This is a genomic window from Porphyromonas gulae DSM 15663 (assembly GCF_000378065.1).
Classification (GTDB): domain Bacteria; phylum Bacteroidota; class Bacteroidia; order Bacteroidales; family Porphyromonadaceae; genus Porphyromonas; species Porphyromonas gulae.
Genome location: NZ_KB899158.1, coordinates 1 through 21,667 on the forward strand (window position 1 = coordinate 1; position 21,667 = coordinate 21,667).

At 52.7% G+C, this 21,667-nt stretch carries 16 protein-coding genes, 1 tRNA gene, 1 rRNA gene and 1 other RNA gene; 16 read left to right on the forward strand and 3 right to left on the reverse strand.

The features are described from left to right. The first annotated feature begins 89 nt into the window (after window positions 1-89). From rrf to F452_RS0104880, 5 genes are all read left to right on the forward strand, one after another. Window positions 90-200: ribosomal RNA gene (gene rrf / locus F452_RS0104860) — 5S ribosomal RNA — on the forward strand. Window positions 201-535: 335 nt separating this feature from the next. Next, entirely contained in the window at window positions 536-2,050 is a 1,515-nt protein-coding gene (locus tag F452_RS0104865) for a T9SS type A sorting domain-containing protein (protein WP_018965114.1), read from the forward strand. 371 nt (window positions 2,051-2,421) lie between these two features. Then, the gene (gene dxs, locus F452_RS0104870; protein ID WP_018965115.1) at window positions 2,422-4,323 is read left to right on the forward strand and encodes a 1-deoxy-D-xylulose-5-phosphate synthase; all 1,902 of its coding nucleotides are present in this window, start codon (window positions 2,422-2,424) and stop codon (window positions 4,321-4,323) included. A gap of 54 nt (window positions 4,324-4,377) precedes the next feature. Continuing rightward, a complete protein-coding gene (gene trkA / locus F452_RS0104875; protein ID WP_018965116.1) occupies window positions 4,378-5,718 on the forward strand; it encodes a Trk system potassium transporter TrkA in 1,341 nt (446 codons plus the stop codon). A gap of 27 nt (window positions 5,719-5,745) precedes the next feature. Beyond that, window positions 5,746-7,209, forward strand: coding sequence for a TrkH family potassium uptake protein (locus F452_RS0104880; RefSeq protein ID WP_018965117.1), 1,464 nt, complete (start codon window positions 5,746-5,748; stop codon window positions 7,207-7,209). Window positions 7,210-7,409: 200 nt separating this feature from the next. Here the strand turns inward: F452_RS0104880 and F452_RS0104885 are convergent. Next, window positions 7,410-7,480 (reverse strand) — tRNA-Cys (locus F452_RS0104885). A 159-nt stretch (window positions 7,481-7,639) separates the two neighbouring features. Between F452_RS0104885 and mtaB the strand changes: the two genes are divergently transcribed. From mtaB to cdd, 10 genes are all read left to right on the forward strand, one after another. Further along, window positions 7,640-8,974, forward strand: a complete 1,335-nt coding sequence (gene mtaB, locus F452_RS0104890) for a tRNA (N(6)-L-threonylcarbamoyladenosine(37)-C(2))-methylthiotransferase MtaB (RefSeq protein ID WP_018965118.1) — start codon at window positions 7,640-7,642, stop codon at window positions 8,972-8,974. After that, window positions 8,971-9,888 (forward strand): lysophospholipid acyltransferase family protein, encoded by a 918-nt coding sequence (locus F452_RS0104895; protein ID WP_018965119.1) that lies wholly within the window; start codon window positions 8,971-8,973, stop codon window positions 9,886-9,888. Before mtaB ends, F452_RS0104895 begins: the two co-directional genes overlap by 4 nt. Next, entirely contained in the window at window positions 9,885-10,895 is a 1,011-nt protein-coding gene (locus tag F452_RS0104900; RefSeq protein WP_018965120.1) for a glycosyltransferase family 2 protein, read from the forward strand. The genes F452_RS0104895 and F452_RS0104900 overlap by 4 nt, the downstream gene beginning before the upstream one ends. Window positions 10,896-11,037: 142 nt before the next feature. After that, complete coding sequence (locus F452_RS0104905; RefSeq protein ID WP_018965121.1) at window positions 11,038-11,634, forward strand: hypothetical protein; 597 nt, start codon at window positions 11,038-11,040, stop codon at window positions 11,632-11,634. Further along, on the forward strand, window positions 11,627-11,923 hold the full coding sequence (locus F452_RS0104910) for a winged helix-turn-helix domain-containing protein (RefSeq protein ID WP_026292201.1): 297 nt from the start codon (window positions 11,627-11,629) through the stop codon (window positions 11,921-11,923). Before F452_RS0104905 ends, F452_RS0104910 begins: the two co-directional genes overlap by 8 nt. 77 nt (window positions 11,924-12,000) lie before the next feature. Continuing rightward, complete coding sequence (locus F452_RS0104915) at window positions 12,001-14,223, forward strand: TonB-dependent receptor (protein WP_018965123.1); 2,223 nt, start codon at window positions 12,001-12,003, stop codon at window positions 14,221-14,223. Further along, window positions 14,220-14,876, forward strand: coding sequence for a hemophore-like protein HusA (gene husA, locus F452_RS0104920; protein WP_018965124.1), 657 nt, complete (start codon window positions 14,220-14,222; stop codon window positions 14,874-14,876). Before F452_RS0104915 ends, husA begins: the two co-directional genes overlap by 4 nt. Window positions 14,877-14,998: 122 nt before the next feature. Continuing rightward, window positions 14,999-15,091: a DUF1661 domain-containing protein gene (locus F452_RS12690; RefSeq protein WP_230587988.1), complete on the forward strand. Its 93-nt coding sequence runs from the start codon at window positions 14,999-15,001 to the stop codon at window positions 15,089-15,091. A gap of 102 nt (window positions 15,092-15,193) precedes the next feature. Further along, window positions 15,194-15,602: a transfer-messenger RNA gene (gene ssrA / locus F452_RS11425) on the forward strand. Between the two features lie 120 nt (window positions 15,603-15,722). Then, entirely contained in the window at window positions 15,723-16,199 is a 477-nt protein-coding gene (cdd, locus tag F452_RS0104925) for a cytidine deaminase (RefSeq protein WP_018965125.1), read from the forward strand. Window positions 16,200-16,215: 16 nt separating this feature from the next. Here the strand turns inward: cdd and F452_RS0104930 are convergent, their stop codons facing one another. Next, a complete protein-coding gene (locus tag F452_RS0104930; RefSeq protein ID WP_018965126.1) occupies window positions 16,216-18,801 on the reverse strand; it encodes a beta-mannosidase in 2,586 nt (861 codons plus the stop codon). Between the two features lie 31 nt (window positions 18,802-18,832). Continuing rightward, complete coding sequence (rmuC, locus tag F452_RS0104935) at window positions 18,833-20,131, reverse strand: DNA recombination protein RmuC (protein ID WP_026292203.1); 1,299 nt, start codon at window positions 20,129-20,131, stop codon at window positions 18,833-18,835. Between the two features lie 320 nt (window positions 20,132-20,451). On the opposite strand from rmuC, the gene F452_RS0104940 reads away from it, so the two are divergent. Beyond that, on the forward strand, window positions 20,452-21,645 hold the full coding sequence (locus F452_RS0104940) for an FMN-binding protein (RefSeq protein WP_018965128.1): 1,194 nt from the start codon (window positions 20,452-20,454) through the stop codon (window positions 21,643-21,645). Window positions 21,646-21,667 lie beyond the last annotated feature (22 nt).

Below are 21,667 nucleotides of genomic sequence, written 5' to 3' on the forward strand. Positions count from 1 at the left end.
CGCGGTATAGGTTTGCTTGGATAAAGCGCTTTACAAGATGATTTTATTTCTTAGTCTTTCGATATGTCGATTGCCTTTTTTAGAGGTATTCAGGTGGTTATAACGTTGGGGATCCACCTCTTCCCATTCCGAACAGAGAAGTTAAGCCCAACGGTGCCGATGGTACTGCGTAATAGTGGGAGAGTAGGACGCCGCCGTTTTTTAAGAAGAAGAGGGGTATTATTTCCCCGAGTCAAGGAGAGAGTCTCTAACATACAGAGACTCTCTCCTTTTTTGATTCCTATTTTTGCCAAGGAAGTATGAAGCAAGAAGGAAGGGAGAAGACAAAAGATCAACTTTTAATATCAAACTCCGGATATATCTGCCTTTTAGGAGTCCTTTTGAATAATAAGTCAGTTTTCCTTACTTTAGCGGGCGAAAAATCATCGGTAAGGGTGTTTTCCTTTCCTCCCAAATGCTTTCTTTAGTCCTTGAATACCGAGGATCGACCGAAATATCTTATTCAAATCACCAAATAATTATAACCAATACAAGTATGAAAAGAAGTAAACTACTGGGTCGTATGGCCGTACTGTCTCTGTGTGCTGCCACCGTCTCGGCTCTTGCAGTGGGGCAAGCCGGTACAGCTCCGATTCAGTCCATTCACGCTTCCGACCGCACATCTGTCCGCGAATCTCAGGATATAGCCGACGAATGGAGTGCTGCCATGCCCCAAACGACATGGAGCAGTCATGCCGATATCAGTTGGTACACAGCAGAGGGTACGGAATTTACCCTCACGACGCCACAGCAATTTGCCGGTTTGGCCAAACTCGTCAATAGCGGCAAATCCATGAAAGGCGTGACCATCAAACTGGGTAATGACGTGGACTTTTCGGCCCATCGCTTCGACGAGGTGATTGGTAAGAATAATGACAATCCCTTTTCCGGCATTTTCGATGGAGCTAATCATACAATATCGGGTGTAATGATCAGTGATCCGACCTTGGGTTTTATCGGATTCTTCGGACAAACGAATCAGGCTGTTATCCGCAATACGATCATTCGCAATGCTACGGTCGTAGGCTCTGCTCCTGCCGGAGCTCTTGTTTGCAACATCTACAACAAAGGGCTCGTGAGCAACTGCCATGCCTACGACTGTCGAGTGGTTTCCGCCCGATTCGAAACGAGCTTCGGTGGTAGTGGTGCCGGCTCTTTGGTCGGAGGCCTTTTGAATGAGTCGAGGATTGAAAACAGCTCTGCTACTCGTGTGGAAGTCTATAGCCAGGGACAAAGTGGAGCTTTCATTTCACAGGCTTATAACCTCTGCGAGGTGACTAATTGCTTCGTGGCCGATAGCAAGGTGATCGCAGACGTCGGGTTGATCGGTGGATTTGTCGGCGTAAACTTTGCTTTCTTCCCCGGAACCGAGTCTACTTTCTCCAACTGCTATGCTCTCAATGTGGAAGTCGCATCGCTCGACAGTGGTGATCAAGCCGTTCTCGGAGGGTTTGCCGGTCAGGTATCAGCCAACTTCATTGCCAAGCACTGCTACGTGTCAGCCAAAGTAACAGGTGGGAAAAATCCGGGTGCTTTTGTCGGTATGACGGCAGACGAATCCATGAACTGCAAATACGACGGTTGCTTCTACAACAACGAACAAAACCCGGGTATGGTCGGCATAGGGAACGGCGTCGAAATCCCTGCCATCGCAGGTATGCCGGAAGCGGCAATGAAGACGGCCGATATGGCTGCCAAGCTCAATGCAGATCAAAATCCTGCTCCCTGGCTTCAGGCAAATGACGTGAACAACGGTTGGCCGTATCTCAAAGACAACAAACCGGTAGTAACCTCTCTGGCTGCTCCCATGTTCCATGACATCCGTATTTGGGCTGCTGCCGGTCGGATATTCATAGCAGGTGCTCCTGTGGGCACATCTCTTCAGGTGTACGATATGCAAGGGCGTCGGATTTATAATGAGGCTGCTTTTGCCGATCATGATATTGCGGTTTCATCCGGTATATATATCGTACGAGCAGGCGAAAGCATCGTTAAGGTACTCGCTCCCTAACGGTCAAAGCCGATATGATCCAATCGTATCCTGTACGAACGATTTGTTTGTCTCAAGTCATTCGTGCAGGATTCTTTTTTTTCTTCATGGAGCAGGCGGAATAGCCTATGATCTCTCGCCTCGGTCTTATGAACTGAAAAACGCTCCGATCGTGGTGTCAGGGCTATCGCATTTGAAAATTTTTAGTCTCTTCCCTATAGAATTTGAATCTCTGACATATGAAATCATGGTTGTTTTGATAATTGAACGTAGCAATCATGAGGTTTAGATGTACATTAGTGGTTCAAATGCGATTGCCCTGATCGTGGAGTATAGGAGGTCTTGATAATAATCCGATATGATTACCTTTGTAGAAACGAAAAAGTATCAAGATGGAAGTCCGTCTAACGACTCTAATCGATCATATAAATTCCCCGGCTGATCTTCGCGCACTGAAACCTGAACAGCTGCCACAAGTGTGCCGCGAACTGCGCCGCTACATCTTGGAGGTGCTGTCGGTGACCCCCGGTCATCTTGGATCCAGCTTGGGCGCGGTGGATTTTACGGTGGCTTTGCACTATGTATTCGATACGCCCTACGACCGGATCGTATGGGACGTGGGGCATCAGGCCTATAGCCATAAGATCCTGACAGGCCGGCGCGAAGCCTTCCGACAATTGCGCCAATGGGGAGGCGTCAGCGGTTTCCCTTCTCCAAAAGAAAGCGAATACGATACTTTCCCTGCAGGACATGCCTCCAACTCTATCTCTGCAGCACTCGGGATGGCGGTGGCTTCGGCTGTCAAGGAAGAGAAGCGGAAGGTGATAGCCGTCATAGGAGACGGCTCCATGACAGGAGGAATGGCTTTTGAAGGATTGAATAATGCTTCCTCTTTTCCGAACAATCTGCTGATCATCCTCAATGACAATAATATGTCCATCGACAGGAATGTCGGAGGGCTGAACCGCTATATGGTGGACATTCTCACCAGCAAGACGTACAATACGATTCGCTACGACCTTTATAAGGGCTTGCGAAAAATCAATCTGATCAGCGAGACGAACAGAAAGAACCTCCTGCGCTTCAACAACAGCTTCAAGGCACTGCTGGCACGCGAGAGCAATTTGTTCGAAGGATTCAGCATCCGGTATTTCGGCCCCGTCGATGGCAATAATGTACTCCGTCTGGTGGAAGTACTCAATCAGATCAAGGATATGGCCGGGCCTAAGATCCTGCACCTGCGAACGATCAAAGGTAAGGGCTACTCTCCGGCCGAGAAACAAGCTACGATCTGGCATGCACCGGGCGAATTCGACATCAAATCGGGAGAACGCAAGAAAGTAGAGAGCAACCCCGAGCCACCGAAGTTTCAGGATGTATTCGGCCATACGCTCGTAGAGCTGGCGGACCGGGACGAGCGCATCGTGGGGGTCACTCCGGCCATGCCGACAGGTTGCTCCATGACTTTCCTGATGAAGAAATACCCGAAGCGAGCGTACGACGTTGGAATCGCCGAAGGGCATGCAGTCACGTTCTCGGCCGGTTTGGCTAAGGAGGGTCTGATCCCGTTTTGCAATATATACTCTTCTTTCCTCCAAAGAGGATACGATCAGGTGATTCATGACATAGCCCTGTCCGGTGCGCATGTAGTGCTTTGTCTCGACCGTGCCGGTCTGGTAGGCGAGGACGGTGCCACACACCACGGGGTGTTCGATATGGCTTTCCTCAGATGCGTGCCGGACATAGTAGTGGCTTCTCCGTTGAACGAACACGAACTGCGCAATTTGATGTTGACTGCATACAAGGGCTATAACGGGCCCATGGTGATCCGTTATCCCCGTGGCAAAGGCGTCCTGACGGACTGGCACAACACTCCGCGATTGGTCGAAATAGGGCTAGGACGCTGCCTGACGGAGGGTGAAGCTGTTGCCTTCCTCTCCATAGGCCCGATAGGCAATATGGTGCAGAAGGTAGTGAGGCATTTGGCCGAGAAAGGCGTATCCGCTGCTCATTACGATATGGTATTCCTCAAGCCGCTTGACGAAGATATGCTGCACAGCATCGGGAAGAAGTTCGATACGATCGTTACTATTGAAGACGGTTGCATTCAAGGTGGATTCGGGACAGCCGTCATGGAGTTTATGGCCGATCATGACTACAGCCCCCGTATCAGACGGGTGGGAGTACCCGATCGCTTTATCGAGCAAGGATCTGTGCCCGAACAATATGCTGACTGCGGCATGGATGCAGATTCTTTGTTGCGCCTGACTGAAGAGCTTCTGTTACATTCGTAGAGGGAGGGCGAGGAGGAGACTTCATATGGATCTCACTAATCTTAATGTAGCAAGATGAACATTGTCATAGCCGGTGCCGGCGAGGTGGGTACACATTTGGCAAAGATGCTTTCGCAGGAGGACCAGAACATCATCCTGATCGATCCCAATCCCAAACGTTTGGAAGTGGCTGCTATGCGCACGGAACTGCTGCCTCTTGTGGGCAATCCGCTTTCTCCTTCGGATTTGATTCAGGCCAATGTGAAGTATACCGATCTATTCATCAGCGTAATGCCGGAAGAGGCGGACAACATCTTGGCTTGTGCCCTCGCTTCACGCTTGGGTGCTTCGAAAACATTGGCGCGCATCAAAAACAACGAATTCCTGAAACCCGATATGGTACAGTACTTCCGTGATATGGGAGTCCATACGATGGTTTATCCCGAGCTCTTGGCTGCAAGGGAGATCGTATCGACCATCAAAAATCCATGGGCACGCCAATACGTGGAGCTGTTCGATGGAGCCTTGGTGCTTGTGGGGGTGAAGGTTCGTGAAGGTGCATATATCGTAGGGAAATATCTTCGTGAACTGACTCGAAAAGAAGGCAAAATCTTCCATATTGTCGCCATCAAGCGTGACCTCGATACCATTATTCCGAAAGGAAACACGCAGATATTGCACGGTGACATCGTATTCTTTGCAACGGCGCAAAACCAATTGGATGAAATTCGCAAGCTGGCCGGCAAAGACAATCCGCCCGTCCACAAAGTGGTGATCATGGGTGGTAGCCGCATAGCCATCCGATCCATAGAGATGATCCCGCGGAACATACAAGTGGCGATCATCGAGAAAGACAAGGAAAAGAGCATGCGTATCAGTGCCATTGCTCCCACCAACGTGCAGGTCTACAACGGTGATGGTCGAGACTCGGACATCCTTTTGGAAGCCGGTTTGGATCAGGCCGATGTTTTCATTGCTCTGACGGAAAATTCTGAGACGAATGTCCTCGCCTGCTTGGGGGCCAAGCGTTTCGGCGTATTCAAGACCATTGCCAAGGAGGAGAATATAGACTACATTTCGTTAGCTGACCGTCTTGACATCGGTACGCTTATCAACAAAAAACTTTTGGCTGCCGGCTCCATTTTCCGCATATTCCTTGGCGAAGACACGAGTACGGTGAAGTGCCTGACACTCGCCAATGCTGACGTAGCCGAACTCGTAGCGCACCGCGGAGCACCCGTTACCAAACGACCTGTGAAAGACCTGAACATTCCGGAGGGAATAACGTTCGGCGGCATGGTGCGCAATGGTGTTCCACAAATGATCCATGGCGATACAGTGATCGAACCATATGACCATGTCGTCGTATTCTGCTTGAATACACCGTTGAATATTCTGAGAGATTTCTTCGGCTAATCTTCCTCATTGCCAAGTCTGGGCAGTATGTTGCAGCACATCAATTTCAAATTCGTCTTCAAGGTGGTAGGCACTCTATGCCTGTCCGAGATTCTCTTTCTGTTGATTTGTCTGGGCATATCCGTCTACTACAAGGGGAGCGATCTGCTGCCTTTTGTTTACACCATAGGAGTGATGGCTGCGGTAGGTTCCTGTTTTTACCTGCTGGGGTGCCGTGCTCGTATGAACAACGCAAGTCGGCGCGAAGGGATGCTTACTGTCACGCTGACGTGGCTGATCCTATCGCTTGTCGGCATGCTTCCTTTTGTTTTCGGTGGATATACTCCCTCCGTGACGGATGCTTTCTTCGAGACCATGTCCGGCTTCACGACCACAGGAGCCACGATATTCCCCGAGGTAGAGTCTTTGCCCCGAGGCATTCTTTTTTGGCGTAGCATTATGCAGTGGCAGGGCGGTATCGGTATCGTAGTCTTTACGGTAGGGCTGCTCCCAATGCTCGGTGCCGGAAGTGCCGTTTCGCAGATATACAATGCGGAAACTACGGGCATCATCCACGATCGTTTTCTGCCACGCATCCGTCAGGTGGCACGTCGGCTTTGTGGTGTCTATATCCTGAGTACTACCGTGCTGATTCTCCTCCTCTGGTTGGGACCGATGGGGCTGTTCGATGCCATTTGCCACGCTTTTACATGCATTTCCACGGGAGGCTACTCCACGCGCAACAGCAGTATCGCGGAGTTTCAATCCTCATACATAGAGTATGTCACCTCGTTTTTCATGTTCTACGGCAGCCTAAGCATCACGCTTCAGTACTTTCTGCTGGTAGGGAAACCCAGGAAACTGATTCGTGATGAGGAAATGCGCACTTTTGTCGTCCTGACCCTTTGTGCCGTTTTGATCACGACACTATGGCTTTTGTATAGGGGGGAATATCCGAGCTTGGAGGAAAACTTCCGACATGCACTCTTCCAAACCTATTCCATCATCAGTACCACCGGCTATACTACGGCCGATTATTTCTCGTGGGGGCCTTTCTTTTGGAGTATAGCTATCGTGATGATGATTGTCTGCGGCTGTGCCGGATCGACGACGGGAGGGATCAAAATCAGTCGCCTCGTTGTCCTGATGAAAAACCTGCGCAACGAATTCAAGAAGCGTACTCACCCCAATCTGATGGTACCGGTACGAATCAATGGGATTATCATCACGGGACCATTGGTCAGTCAGGTACTCGCCTTTGCTTTTCTCTATTTCCTGCTGATTTTCTGCAGCATCATCCTCCTCACGCTTGATGGCATGGACTTTGTCGCTGCAGTCGGTTCGGCCGTATCGGCCATGGGTAACGTGGGTCCCGGATTCGGCGACTACTACGGCAACTTCAGTCAGGCCGGAGACTTCTCCAAGTGGATTCTTTCTTTCCTGATGCTCACCGGACGTCTGGAAGTTTTCACCGTTATTTCCATTCTCCACCCTGCTTTCTGGCGCAGATAGAGCCTTTTCCTCTCAGAACTTCGGGTACCCCTATAGGCTATAGAATGGAGTATGGCATAAGCCTCCATTTCGTTTTCGTATTTCACGAGAGCGGTACAGTCCCGTTCTACGCTTCCTGCGCGTCATCCAGAAAGCAAAATAAAGAAAAGGGAAAAGAAAAAAGGCCTCTCAAGCTCTGTAGCTTAAGAGACCTTTTGAAGAGGTTCGTGGCGGACTCGAACCGCCGTAGACGGTTTTGCAGACCGTTGCCTAACCACTCGGCCAACGAACCATGCTGAGGTTTGCGTCTGCAAAGAAAAGGTTTTTATTCGAGATTGGCAATGTTTTTCGAATTTTAATCAGGTTGGTCGCGCCAAAACAGATCCGTTTTTGGGTGGAGAAAGCCGAAATATCTGTCCCACCGTCTCAAAAAGCAGTAAATTTGCGTGGTATGACAGATGCTTTCATCTTTGAAAACAAAAAAGCGGCTTTCCTGACTCTCGGCTGCAAGCTGAACTTCGCAGAGACCTCGACTATCGGAAAAGCTCTCGCTGAGCAGGGCGTACGACCCGTGCGAGAGGGCGAAAAGGCCGATATATGCGTGGTCAATACATGCTCCGTAACGGAGTTGGCCGATAAGAAATGCCGCAATGCCATTCGCAAGTTACATAAAGAGCATCCGGGTGCGTTGATGATCGTCACCGGCTGCTATGCCCAGCTCAAACCGGAGGATATAGCTCGAATAGAGGGAGTGGACATCGTGCTGGGAGCCGATGAAAAGCTCGACCTCGTAAATATCCTCAGCCAAAGACCGATACAAGGCTTTGCCGAGCAGACTATTCTCACGACCCCTACAAAGGATATTCGCAAATTCCAACCCGGCTGTTCGGCGGACGACCGCACACGCCATTTCCTCAAAGTACAGGACGGATGCGACTATCACTGCTCTTACTGTACGATACCCAAAGCTCGCGGACGAAGCCGAAACGGGTCGGTAGAGTCTCTCGTTCGGCAGGCCGAGGCCGTAGCTGCAGAGGGAGGAAAGGAGATCGTACTTACGGGGGTCAATATAGGAGATTTCGGGCGCAGTACGGGGGAGACATTCCTCGACCTCTTGCGTGCTCTGGATCAAGTGGAAGGCATCGAACGATACCGAATCGGTTCTATCGAGCCAAATCTTCTTTCGGATGAGCTTATCGAGTTCTGTGCCTCGGCATGCCGTATCGCTCCGCATTTCCATATGCCGCTTCAGAGCGGATCCGACGATGTACTCAAGCTCATGCGCCGCCGGTACGACACGGCTCTCTTTCGGGAGCGAGTGGAGCATATCCGCAGGGCATTGCCCCATGCCTTCATCGGGATAGACGTCATTGTAGGTACGAGAGGAGAGACGCCCGAATTCTTCGAAGACTGCTACAGCTTCCTACGGGAGAAGATTTCTTTCAGCCGCCTGCACGTTTTCACCTATTCGGAGCGTCCCGGCACCCAAGCTCTGCAAATACCTTATAAGGTAGATGCTCGAGAGAAGCAACGCCGTAGCCGCAGCCTGCTGGATCTGTCCGATCTCCGGCTTGCCGAGTTTTATCGCTCCCAAGAGGGGACGCACCGGCGAGTGCTGTGGGAGGATGTTTGCCACGAGGGACTGATGCAGGGCTTCACGGAGAACTACGTCCGCGTAGCGGCTCCCTATGCTGCAGATTCTGTCGGCAAGGTGGAAGAGGTCGTATTGGGCAAAACCGATGCAAGCGGTGAATATGTGCTGACAGCCGATACCGTATTCCAATGAAAGCGACACCTCCCTTTTCCTATTATTTGCTGTTAGGCCTGACGTATATGCAGGCAGTGCTGCCGCTATGGATGGTGCGGTTGCAGAGCCGTATCCTGGCAGGGCTACTGCACACAGTCGTTCGCTACCGGAGAAAAGTGGTGCGTGACAATCTGACTCGCTGTTTCCCCGAGAAATCTTTACCGGAAATACGCCGCATCGAACGCCGATTCTACTATAATTTCACGTACCAAATCCTGAGTTCTTTCAAACTCCTGACTTATTCAGAGGCACAACTCCGCCGCCACATCTCATTCGAGAATCTTGATGTCCTGATCCGCTTGCGAGCCGAAGGGCACCCGGCCATTCTCCTGATGATGGGGCATTTCGGCAACTGGGAGTATTTTTCCGGCAGTCAGGCCATCATCAAAGATTTGGGCTTGCAGATCTATCAGATCTTTCGCCCGTTGAAAAGCACTTCTTCCGATCTGCTCATGCATCGCATACGGGAGCGATTCGGTTCGCGTGGGATAGCCAAACACGATGTGCCGCGCGAGCTCCTCCGGCTTGTCCGCAATCCTATTCCGACAGAGACTCCGCTGGTTATCTTCATAGCCGACCAAAGTCCGGCCTATGCCGGCTCATACTGGACTACTTTCTTCGACAGAGAAACGGCTTTCTTCAATGGGACGGAGAAGCTTAGCCGCAAGTTCTCTCTGCCCGTAGTCTATATGGATGTGGAGAAAACGGGGCGCGATGCTTTCACCGGCACCATCAAGCTCCTGCACCATCCTCAGGATAACAGTCCCGAAGGCAGTATTACGGAGCAATATGTCCGCCTGATGGAGACCACTATCCGTCGCGATCCGTCGCAATGGCTTTGGAGCCACCGCCGTTGGAAACGTCCCCGACTGCATAATACCCCCCAGTCATGACAACCGCAGTCATCATCCTCAATTGGAACGGGCGTAAGATGCTGGAGGAGTTCCTCCCCTCTCTTATAGCACATACGCCACGACAATCGGCGCGCCTCATCGTAGCTGATAATGGCTCCACGGACGACTCCGTGGAATTTCTCCGTCGCAGGTATCCACAGGTGGAGCTGATCCTTTTCCCGGAGAACTACGGCTTTGCCGAAGGCTACAACCGCGCCATCGCACAGACCGAATGCGACTGCGTGGTGCTGCTCAATAGCGATGTGGAGGTGACCGAGGGGTGGCTGGATGCTCCGCTTGCATTGCTCCGAGAGCGAAACGATGTTGCCGCCGTCCAGCCCAAAATCCGCGCTCTTCGAGACAAGCACGCGTTCGAGTATGCCGGTGCAGCCGGCGGCTATGTAGACCGCTGGGGCTATCCCTTCTGTCGCGGGCGTATCTTCGACACAGTAGAAACTGATACCGGCCAATATGATGATACGACAGAGGTATTCTGGGCTTCCGGCGCAGCCCTTTTCATCCGCCGACAGGTGTATATGGCGGTAGGAGGGCTGGATCCTCGTTTTTTTGCTCATCAGGAGGAGATAGACCTCTGCTGGCGGCTCCATAGCCGTGGCTGGCGCATAGCCGTAGCACCCGGCTCTACTGTTTTCCATTTGGGAGGAGGCAGCCTCGACATGAAAAATCCGCGCAAAGTGTATCTCAACTTCCGAAACAATCTGCTGATGCTGTACAAGAATTTGCCGGAAACAGCTCTCAAACCCACCATGCGCATCCGCGCTCTGTTGGATTTCCTCTCCGCCATGGTTTTCTTGCTCACCGGCAAATTCCGCCATATGCAGGCCGTTTTTCGTGCACGCCGCGACTTCCGCCGTATGCGACCGGACTTCTCCGCTTCCCGTTCCGAGAATCTTCTCCTCGGCTCCATCCCGGCACCGATGAAGCCCTATTCCATTGTCTTCCAATTCTATATCCGCCGGCGGAAAATATTCTCTCGCCTTCCTTGATCTTCTCCCTCCTGCGCAAAAATTTTCTCATTTATATTTGGTTTATGATATAAACTAATTTATATTTGCATCAGGAGCGGTAAGAAATGCCTCCGCAAGGCATTTTCAAACGGAATACAAACCACTAACAGATAGCGAAACAATGGAAGAGAAACAACTTACACCCCGAGAAAGCGTACAGATGATCGAGAAGATGCTCGAGCAGACGCGCAAACGACTGATCCGCGGAGCAGGCATTCCCAGCCTGATATGGGGATACGTTACCTTTGCCACCAGTCTGCTGATCCTTTTCGTTTACCCTCATATCGGTTACCGGGCCAATTACCTGTGGATGCTGATCCCGATAGTAGGTGGGTGTCTGACCTTTATTCATAGCAGGAAGAAACAGAAGGAAGCACATGCACGCACGCAGATAGACCGATTTATAGACACGACATGGATAATCATCGGGCTGAATGTTACAGCATTGAGCATACTGGCTTATCGCTTCCCGTTGGCTATTCTTCCCCTCGTACTCATTCTCGTAGGAATCGCTACGGCCATCACCGGATTCTCCCACAAGGTAACGCTGCTCAAATACAGCTCCATATTCGGCATACTCATGGGTTATACCCTTCTGGTGGTGCCTATGAGCGGAAAACTGATGGTGCTGATCTTCGGTCTTACCTTCTTCCTGATGCATTGCGTGCCGGGACACTACCTCTGCTACCTCGAACGAAAAATTCTGCACGATGCTTAGACCACTCGACCCGCTGCTCATGTCCGAATTGAGGTTGGCCATCATGTCCGTCCTCATGAGTGTGGAGGAGGCCGACTTCCTCTACCTCAAGGAGGTGACGGGGGCTACTTCGGGCAACATCAGTGTACAACTGGACAAACTGAGCACTGCCGGCTACATCGAAATAGAAAAAGGCTACAACGGCAAACGTCCGCGTACCACCTGCCGAGCCACCGATGCCGGCCGTGAGGCCTTCTCCGCACATTTCGAAGCACTCAAGTCCTACCTGCCGACAAACTCTACTCGCTAATCGAAAAAGAAAAAGACTTGTCCACATCGGGGATTCGGACAATAGTGAATCCCTCTTAGAACCAATCATTTAAGAAAATGAAGCACTTAATATCGAGGAGCCTGATCAGGCTTCTCCTCACCCTTTGCATCCCTGTATCTCTCACTGCTCAACGACAGATAGCCGGTACAGTCACCGACACCAAAGGCCGACCTATCGTTTTGGCCAATGTCTATCCCATCAACAGCTTCGACGGTATGGCCACCGACAGCCTCGGACGCTTTCGTTTTACGACGACCGGCACTTTCCCGGTGCGTCTCGTGGCTTCGCATATCAATTATCACTCCGACACGCTCACCATTCGGAAGGGAGATCCGACGGAGAACATCCGCATCCGACTGCGCGAGACCGATGATTACAAGCTCTCCGAAGTCGTCGTCAGCGTCTCCGCTTTCGGAGTGGGAGGCAAGCAGAACAAGACGGTGCTCAATCCCATGGATGTGTACACCAATCCCAGTGGCAACGGAGATCTCTCGATGGCCTTGCGCCAGACACCCGGCTTGCAGGATGTGGGCGACCGTGAGGGATTTTTCGTTCGTGGAGGAGCCTCTTGGGAAACGGCCGTGACGATAGAAGGCGTACGGGTGAAGCGTTTTTTCGGCAAGAACAGGTTCGACACACCTGCCCGATCTCGTTTCGAGACGGGGATGTTCAGTGGCCTTTCGCTCTCCACCGGAGGCTATGGAGCCACGGAAGGTGGCGCACTGAGCGGACTGCTCCAGCTCCGTTTGGCAGGGAAGTCCCCCTCATCCGTTGCGATAGGAATATCCCCACTTTTTGTAAACGGTGGGGTCGGGCATCTTTCCAAGTCGAATCGGTTCTATATAGAGCAGAATGCCTCAGCGAGCGATGCCGCCTATATCCGTCTGCTGCTCAAGCCGGAGTACAAACTGCCCGGTACCAACCGCTCCTATGCCTACAATGCTCGGACGATATGGAACCCGACTCCGCAAGATGAGGTGAAGGGGCTTTTTCTCTTCGTGCACGATCTTTCCTCTTCGGCTCTGCGAATACCGTCCCCTGCAACGGCATACATGCTCTACACGGGACGAAACTCCTATGGATTCGGGATGGTTGTCTGGAGGCATGACTTCCAGGGAGGCAAAACGACATCCATCCTCTCCGCCGGCTATAGCGAAGACCGCAACCGGCTGCACCGGCAGCTCGAAATCGAGCCGGACATGGAGAGTACTTTCCGCACTGTAGAACGCGATGCCAATGTCCGCCTTCGCTTCGATTCTCGGATCAAGACCTGGAGGCTCTCCTACGGATTCGATTATACATATAGCGAAGCCAAGTCCTCTGTTCGGGAGGAAAAATCATCAGCCTTGCCCACCCTTCGGGAACACCTTGTTGCAGCCTATGCCGAAGCCCTCTTCCCTCTGTCTAATCGGATCTCCGCTACAGCCGGATTGCGCGCCGAGTATTCCGGACTTACCGAGTCGGCCATTGTCCTACCCCGTTTGTCAGCCACCTACAAGCTCTCCGGTTCGAGCCGGATCACGCTGGATGCAGGAGGCTATGCCGCCCCCGGCGACTACTACCTCACCCATGGCATTGTACCGCAAAAGCGCGAACACTCCCGGCAGTATAATCTGACTTATGAGTGGCGACCCTCACGTACACAAGTACTGCGCCTCCAAGCCTATGACAAAGCATACTCCCGACTGACCACGTTGGCACCCGATGGCACGGCCTCCAACCTCGGCAAGGGATATGCACGGGGGCTGGACTTCTTCTGGAAAGCATCCGGACTGATCAGAGCCTTCGAGCAGTGGTTCTCCTATTCCTATACCGATGCACGCAGGCAGTATCTCTTTTCGCCCGATCAGGAGCGACCGGGTTTCGTGGCCAAGCACACCTTGTCCACCGTGCTGAAGTATTGGTGCGCTCCTATCAGCTCACTATTCAATGTGTCGATGTCCTGGCGTTCCGGCATGACCTACCACGATCCCAACGTATCCTCCCCGGCTTATCTGAACGCATCGCTACCGGCCAATTTCAGCATGAGTGCCTCGTACAATTACCCGTTCAAGTACAAGAAAGCCACCGGAGTACTCGTGTTCAGCGTGCACAATCTGTTCAATTCGGATCCCACCTACGGCTATCGCTTCGGGGACAAACCCATCGGAGGCGTATATCCATCGGTCAGAATCTCTACCCCTTACCGACAGTTTTATATGGTAGGTCTGTTCATCAACTTCGGAATAGACCGCCGACAAGAAATCATGAACACCGATATAAAAATCAAATCAAGATGAAAACTTTCAGAAGAATCGCCCTGCTCCTCGTCGCAGGTTTTGCAGGGCTGTGCGCGACATACGCACAAGGAACGGCCTATGCCGAAGTGATGAGCCGAAAGGTAGCTGCTCTGGACAGTGTGCCACCGACGGAATATGCCACATTGGCCGCGGACTTTTCGCGGATAGCTGCCGTGGATGGATCCGACTGGATGGCTGCTTACTATGCCGCCTACTGCCGGATACTCCCGGCCTTCGGCAATCCCTCCGAGGCCGATAGGCTATGCGCGGAAGCCGAATCCATGCTCGACAAAGCCGAATCGCTCGGAGGAGACTTGTCGGAAATAGCCTGCCTGCGCAGCATGGCTGCCTCGGCGCGTCTTTTGGTCAATCCACAAGAACGCTGGCAGACTTATGGCGTGGAGAGCAGCCGACAGTTGGCTGTCGCACTTGAAGCCAACCCGGCCAATCCGCGAGCTTACTTCCTGCAAGCCCAAAGCCTGCTCTATACCCCTGCACAGTTCGGAGGGGGTAGGGACAAAGCCCTCCCCTTTGCCGAGAAGAGCGTGTCCTGCTATGCTGCGGCCACCGTGTCGCCGGCCTATGCTCCGCACTGGGGAGAGCAGCAAGCACGCCAACTCCTGATGCTTTGCAAGGCAGAATCCCAAGAGTGAGTGTGCAGCCATCGGTCTCCTGATCGAGACCCTCTGTAACCTGCGATTTCGGAAACACGAACCGAAAACGCTCCGATTGTGGCGCGTGTTTTCTGAGAAAATGGCGCGAGATTTTTTTCGCTTTGGCGCGTAAATTTTTCAGCTCCCGAACCAAAACGAAAAAGTTCTCGCGCCATGTTTTTACGAACAGCAAACACGAATTTTTCGGCGCGTAAACGATCCGTGGTGGACGAGCATGCAAAACGCAGCGGACAGAAAAGGATTGCGCCGCTTCGGCAAATAATGCTAACTTTGCACTCACAACCGAGACTCACAATGGGGCTGACCGGCTTTGACAGCGTGATGAAGCGGTATGTAAGCATGTAGTGCGTGGGTGGCTTGCACTATAATCTCAGACATCAAAAGTTTAATTGGCGAAAATAACTACGCTCTCGCTGCGTAATCGAAGAATAGTAGATTAGACGCTTCATCGCAGCCAAAGTGGCAGCGACGAGACATCGCCCGAGCAGCTCTTGTCCCGAAGCAGCTCGATAGTGCGGTGCTAACAAATCGGGAACCGCCACAGGATGGCTTCCTGCCTGTGGTCAGATCCAACGGGAGATAAGGATCGGGCACTGGGTCGTTTCAGCCTCCGCTCGCTCACGAAAATTCCAAGTGAAACTAAACATGTAGAAAGCATATTGATTCCATGTTTGGACGAGGGTTCAATTCCCTCCAGCTCCACCATCCGATCGGGTACAGACAGGCTGCGCGCTTATCTGTACCCGATCGCTTTTTAGTGACTGCCGGCGTGTAGCCGATTCTGTCGGATTTGTTATATTTTTGAGGAAACGAAAAATCAGATTTATGCTCCGTAAAACTCTTTCCACGCCTTATGATATAGTCCCCCGATCGGCATTTTCGGCCGATGTGCTCCGTCTGGAAGCTGCCGCCATCGAGGCAGCCCGATCGGCATATGCGCCTTATAGTCGCTTTTCGGTGGGGGCGGCTGTTTTGCTCGACAATGGGGAGATCCTCTCCGGCAGCAATCAGGAGAATGCGGCCTATCCGTCCGGACTATGTGCCGAGCGTACGGTGCTCTTCTATGCCGGAGCCAGGTATCCGGAGGCAGCCGTGAGGGAGATGGTGCTCGTGGCTTTTTCCGCTTCGGGACGTGTGCCCCTGATCACGCCCTGTGGGGCTTGCCGTCAGGTGATGCTGGAGGTTTGTAGCCGCCATCGTCCTTTCCCGATCCTGATGGTCGGGGAAGAGGAGGCTGTCAGGGTGCCGGATGTGCGTCTGTTGCTGCCCTTTTCTTTCGACGGTAGCGACTTGGAACGATAGTCTCCGTCCTCCGTTTTTATAAGTGCCGCAGACGGATGGCCGGCTGTTCCGCACTATCGGTGGGCAGAGTGATCGTGAGCCTGCGCTCTTCGTTCGGGAGCAAATCGAAAGCATTGTCGGAGAATCGCGCTCCGAGTGCATCCGTCTCCACAAACAGATCCTTCACCAAATAGGGCGACCGCACCGTCAGTTCCCAAGTCCTCAGGCCTGTCCGGCGAAGCTCTTGCGTGACAGGAGGAGCCGCAGGAAGGAGCAGATCCTTGGGCGAATGATGATAATACAGCGTGGAGGCCCAGACTTCGCCGTATGCTTCTCCCACATCCTCCACAAGCGACAGGCGAAGCAGGCTCGTTCGCTGCAATTCTTGTGGCAGCCATTGTTCGATCCGGAATGGCAGGACGGTGGGGTGTTCGTTGTCTACTTCGATATTCCTCACCCAGAAAGTCGGATAGCGTTTCCCCTCGAAGCCGATCGGCTCGATGCGCAGTGCCATCCGATCCTCTCCTTTGGCTTCGGGAGCATCCGATACGATGCTGATCGTGTGCCGTTCGGCATCAGGAACGATAATAACGGGTTCGAAAGCTCTGCGTACCTGATAGTGTAGCGGTTTCCAGTTCCCGTAGTAGTCTATGCCGGACCATGAGATGGCCGGCCATGCATCGTTGAGTTGCCAGTAGAGACTACCCATGCAGTAGGGTTTGGCCGCTCGTTGGGCTTCCAATCCGATGCGCATACCTTGTCCCTGCATGATGAGTGATTTGAATACGAAATCATCGAAGTCTTTCGGCTCGGGATAGTCGCGCCGCATATATTCGAGTATGATTTCGTTGCCCACGCTGCTCTTCTGTCTGGCTTTCATGACCGGGGAGTCGAGCTGCATGTCTTCCGCCCATGCAAAGCTCTCGAGCGTTTTTCTTTCGGGGAAACTTTCAAATCCGAACTCGCTCATGAAACGCGGTATCCTCTCTCGCAGGATACCGAATGGTTCGCGTCCGTACCACACCCCCCAGTAGTGGCTGTCGCCCAAAGCCAAGGTGGCGGGGCCTCCCCAGTTAGCCGTGTCGGGGGATGTCTCGATATAGGCGCGTGTGGGATCCAATGCTGCCACACGCTCCGGCAGGAGTCTGCAAAACAGCTGGTCGTAGTCGGTGAGAAACTGCTGATAGGTGGAGCGGTCGAAGCGTTTCTGCCAACCCCAGTATTTGAGGCCTTCTCGTATTTCATTGTTGCCGCACCAGAGAGCCAGAGAGGGGTGTTCGCGCAAGCGGCGGATGTTGTAGTCGGCTTCTTCTCTCACATTCCGAAGGAATTCCTCGTCGCCGGGATAGGGCGTGCAAGCAAAAGCGAAATCCTGCCAAATGAGGATCCCATTTGCATCGGCCAACTCATAGAAACGTTCGTCCTCGTATATACCGCCTCCCCATACGCGCAGCATATTCATATTCGCTTCCGAGACGGAGCGGAAAAGCTCCTGCCAATACTCCTCCGTGCGTGCGGACAGCATCATGGTGCCGGGGATATAGTTGGCTCCCTTCATGTATAGAGGCTTGCCGTTGATACGGAAGAAGAAGCTGCGCCCGTGGGTATCCTCTTCACGGACAAACTCCACGGTTCGGAATCCTATTTGGGTTCGGTAGGTCTGCCACGTGGTGCCGTCTTTGTCCTGAAGACGGGCAACGAGTGTGTACATCAGGGGCAGGCCTATCCCATTGGGCATCCACCGATCGGGGGATGATACGGTGAAAGAGGTGCCACAGGTGGGCTGTCCATAGCTTGCCGTCAGCTCTTCGCTGTGTACTTGCCGCCCATTCGGGCTGTACAGCTCCACGACCAAACGGACAGAAAGATCTTTTTGCTCGTTCCAAGAGAGGGGGAAGAGGCAGTTTACCTGAGCATCTTCTGTCAGCGTGTAGGTGATCTCCGGCTTCGATGCGAAGGCTACCGCCCCTTCGAAACGTATGCCGACAGGTCGCCAAATGCCTGTGGTTACGAGTCGAGGCCCCCAGTCCCAGCCATAGTGGTAGGGTGCTTTTCGGGTGTATACGCTTAGTTTTTCGCTGTGATGATCATTGTCTGCAGGGTAGTCGAAGCCATCGCGCTGTCTCAGAGGGCGTACTTCTTTCATGGGGGAGCGGAAGCGGATCAGCAGTTCGTTTCCGCTTTGTCGCAGCAGACCGGTTATATCCGCTTCCCTGCCGACGAACATATTGCGGCTCTCCATTATCTTTTTCCCATTGAGGAGTACGGCGGCGTAGGTGTCCAGCCCTTCTGCCATGAAGATGGCCCGTGGGCTTCGGAGCTGCTGTTCCGTGATGGAGAAGAGCAGCCGATAGTCCCAGTCGTGCTCTTCCGGCCACTGTGCCTCTTCCTCCTGAAGTCTGTAGTTGGGGTCGGGTAGCAAACCGTGACGGATAAGGTCGTACTGCACGACTCCGGGCACTGTGGCCGGCAGCCATGCCGTGCTATCGTGGCGGCTGAATTCCCAGCCCTTGTCGAGACGGAGTGTATCGGACGAAACGGTATGTGCCGCTTGGGTTTGGAAGGTCATGGCTACTGGGATCAGCCACAGGAGTAAAGTTCGGAGGGTGTTCTTGCTAATCATATCGGAAAGGGAAAGAATAGGAGGGGGAGGATTATTCGTTTTCCGGCAACTCTTCCGCTTCAGGACGGAACGATGCCGGTACATTCTTTTTGGGCGAAAGGCCGAGACTGCGCATCTTTTCGATGCGCCCGACGATGTTGCTGCGGCCCTCGACCAATTGACCGCGGGCTTTGGCAAGTGTGGCAACAGTGTTTTGGGCTTGTTCCTCGGCACGAATGAGTGTCTCGGCGAAGGTGCAGAACTTATCGTACAACCCGTTGGCTTGCTCTACGATTCGCTGCACATTTTTCACTTGCCGGTCGCGCTGCCATAGATCCAGAGCCATCCGCAAAGCTGCGATCAGGTTGGTCGGATTCATGAGCAGTACGCGTTTGTTGTAGGCCTGATCCCATAAGGTGGGTTTTTCTCGCAGAGCCAGCGTATAAGCCGGTTCGTTCGGGATGAAGAGCATCACAAATTCAGGAGCTTTGTCGCAATAGTCCTGATAGCTTTTGCTTGCCAGCTCATCTATATGCCGGCTGATGCTGGCGATGTGCTCTCCCAGCAGCCGTTTGCGCTCGGCTTCGTCCTCGGAGGCGACGAAGGAGGCATAGGCCGTAAGGGACACCTTGCTGTCGATGATCACCTCCTGACCGTTCGGGTAGCGGACGATCACGTCGGGACGCATCCGTCTGCCCGTCTCATCGTGAAGAAGGGTACGCCCTTCATCATCGGTCAGCGTCTCTTGGATGAAGAACTCTTCTCCTTCGGTCAAACCGCTGCGGCGGAGGAGGTTTTCGAGGATCATTTCGCCCCAGTCGCCCTGTACTTTGGAGTCGCCTTTGAGTGCACGGGTCAGGTTGTTGGCATCATCGCTGAGCCGGCTGTTCTGCTCGATGAGCTTTTGCAGCTCTTTGGCCAGAGAGAAACGCTCGCGGGCTTCTTCATTGTAGCTCTTTTCGACTTTTTCTTCGAATAGCTTGATGCGTTCGCTCAGCGGTTTGAGTATTTCACCGATGCGCTCTTCGTTCATCCCGGATAGCTTCCGCGTCTTGTCTTCGAGTATCTCCGATGCCGTGGCTTTGAAGAGGGCTTGCATCTCTTCGGATATTTGTCCGGAGCGTTTCCTTTCGCGCTCCAATTCGGAAGTGGTAGCTTGCAAGCGTGTCTCCAGTTCGGCACGGATACGGATGGCTTCTTTCTGCTCCTCTTGCAGGTCTGCCAGCTTCTCAGTGGCCGCCTCCAGTTGTGCTGTCAGCCTGTTTGTCTCCATGTTGTACTTGCGATGGAAGAGCCATACGATGAGTCCGGCAGCTATTGCGACGATGACGATTAGCCAATACAGTTCCATTTCGCCCATAAATTTTACTGTTTTACGAACGAAGGTAATCAATACGTATATAAATCTTCAGCGGAATCCTTGCCCGTTTCTATAGTGTCGGCTGCATTCTTGTTTGCAAGTCCGGACAACGGTAGTCTCACCGTTTTTACTCGCAACGGGAAATAACCGCGAATTTTTAGCTTGCAGTTGAGAGCGTTCGCAGCCCTTTTGCGTTTTCTTCGACCGCATGCCCATGAGCCTTTCTGTAAGGGCCGAATTGCCACAGGCAAGTATGAATTCATTATATTTGCACGTAATCATCGGCATACTGTCACAAACATAAAACGCCCATGTTGTCTTCCCGCACATTTCGCTACCTGCTCAATCTGATTCTGCTCCTTGGCGGTATCATATTGGTGACGGGATTTGCCCGTGCCAATAAGGCGAGCTCGGAATCCACGCAAGTAGCCAAGGCTGATACAGCCTCACAAACATTCCCTGATGAAGTCACCCGTTTCTATCCGATGGCAGCCGGTATCCTCCAAGAGGACAGTACCCGCACCATTGTCATGGATGCCAAGGCTCGTCAGCTGGGTTACTTGCTCTACACCTCGCCCTATACAGACTACGTGGAAGGGTACAACGGGCCTACTCCCGTAGCCATCGCCTTTGGTGCGGATGACCGCATCCTCGGCACGATCCTGCTCGAACATGACGAGACGCCGAGCTTTGCTCGCAGAGTGGAGAAGGCTGGGTTATATGAAAGTTGGAATGGCAAGACCGCCGAGGAGGCATTGGCCGAGGATGTCGATGCCGTATCGGGAGCCACCTATACGTCCGAAGCCGTTATCACTTGTGTGCAGAAACGCTTGGAGATATATATCGGTCAAAAAAAAAACAAAAAAGCTGACGTTTGGGGGATCGTCCGCACAGGAGGAACCATCGCCGTCATTCTGATGGCTTTAGGTTGCTTCTTCTTTCCGTCAAAGGCCAAACCTTTTCGTCTCTATCTCCTTGCACTTAGTGTAGTATTCCTCGGTTTTCTTAAAGGGACGTTCCTCTCTTTGGAGAGTACTTACCATTGGTTGAGCACCGGATTTCCCTTTGCGACACAGTGGTTGCTCATCGGGCTGTTTGCCTTGGCCGTATTGCTGCCCCTGATTACGAACAAACCGTTTTATTGTCGCTGGGTATGTCCTTTCGGTGCAGCACAGGAATTGATGGGGAAGCTATCCCGACGCAAACTGCATATACCGCCACAGTGGATAAAGGCACTCACGTCCGTAAGACGCTATTTGCTCCTGATCGTCGTCGTGCTATTGATCTTCAACGTTGCCGGCGATCTCTCCAAGTGGGAGCCATTCGCCGCTTTTTCTTTTCGTTCGGCATCGGTATGGGTGCTTGTCTTGGCGGGGCTGATGCTTTTGGCCTCCGTTTTCGTTCAGCAGCCGTGGTGCCGTTTCTTTTGCCCAACGGGACAAATGCTCGAAAGCGTCAGAAAGTGTTCGCCCCGCAACCTGCGACACAATTCTCCCAAAACCTGACGAAATTCCCCGTTACTCCTTA